A 957-nucleotide genomic window follows, 5' to 3' on the forward strand; every position below is an offset into this window, starting at 1 on the left:
AGTGTTCGAGGTGCGCCTGTCGCGCCCGGTCGATCAGGCGGTGACGGTCAACTACACTACCGCACCGGCCAGCGCCAGTTCGGGCACGGACTTCGCGCCGGTGAGCGGCACGCTGGCCTTCCTTGCCGGGCAGACGGTGGCGGCAGTGCACGTGCCGGTGTTCGGCGACGGTGCGGTGGAGGCCAGCGAGACCTTCTCGCTGGTGCTCTCCGCGCCGCAGGGGGCGCCCTTCGGCGCTGGCGGTGCCGGGGCCGAAGGCAGGGCGACGATCCTCGACGACGATGCCGGTGCCAGCGCCGAGCCGGTGATCAGCATCGCGCCCGCCGAGGTGCAGGAGTCGAACGGCGGGTTCGGCCCGACCATGGAGTTCGTAGTCACTCTGTCCGCCCCCTCGACCGAGCCGGTGCGAGTGAACTACACCACCGTCGACGGCAGCGCCACCACGGACAGCGACTACCGGGCCACGAGCGGGACCCTCACCTTCGCCCCCGGCCAGACCAGCGCGGCGATCGCGGTCGCGACCCTCGGCGACATCATCAAGGAGCCCGACGAAACTTTCACGCTGCGCCTGAGCGCGCCGCAAAACGCCGCCCTCGCCGGCGGCGTCGCGCAGCTCGATGCCACCGGCACGATCCTCGACAACGACTCGCCCGCCCCCGTCGACGGCCTGCCGATCCTCACCGTCGCCGACCTCCAGGTGCAGGAGGTCGTGGGCGGCACCGCCGCGGTGTTCACGCTGAACCTGTCGAGCCCCTCCACCGTCGCCGTCAGCGGCCAGTTCGCTGTGCAGCCCGGCACCGCCACCGCCGGGGCGGATTTCACCCCACTGTCGGGCAGCTTCAGCCTCGCCCCCGGCCAGACCAGCACCACCGTCGCCGTCCCCATCCTCGACGACGCCTTGGCCGAACCCACCGAAACTTTCGTCCTGCGACTCACCGAACTCGACAACGCGCAGTT

General features: G+C 71.2%; 1 protein-coding gene. It reads left to right on the forward strand.

Going from position 1 to position 957, the window contains the following annotated elements; translation table 11 throughout:
* The coding region (locus GO606_RS00725; RefSeq protein WP_246979252.1) for a Calx-beta domain-containing protein at window positions 1–957 on the forward strand (957 nt) is incomplete at both ends.

Source organism: Aromatoleum anaerobium (genome assembly GCF_012910705.2).
Taxonomy (GTDB): domain Bacteria; phylum Pseudomonadota; class Gammaproteobacteria; order Burkholderiales; family Rhodocyclaceae; genus Aromatoleum; species Aromatoleum anaerobium.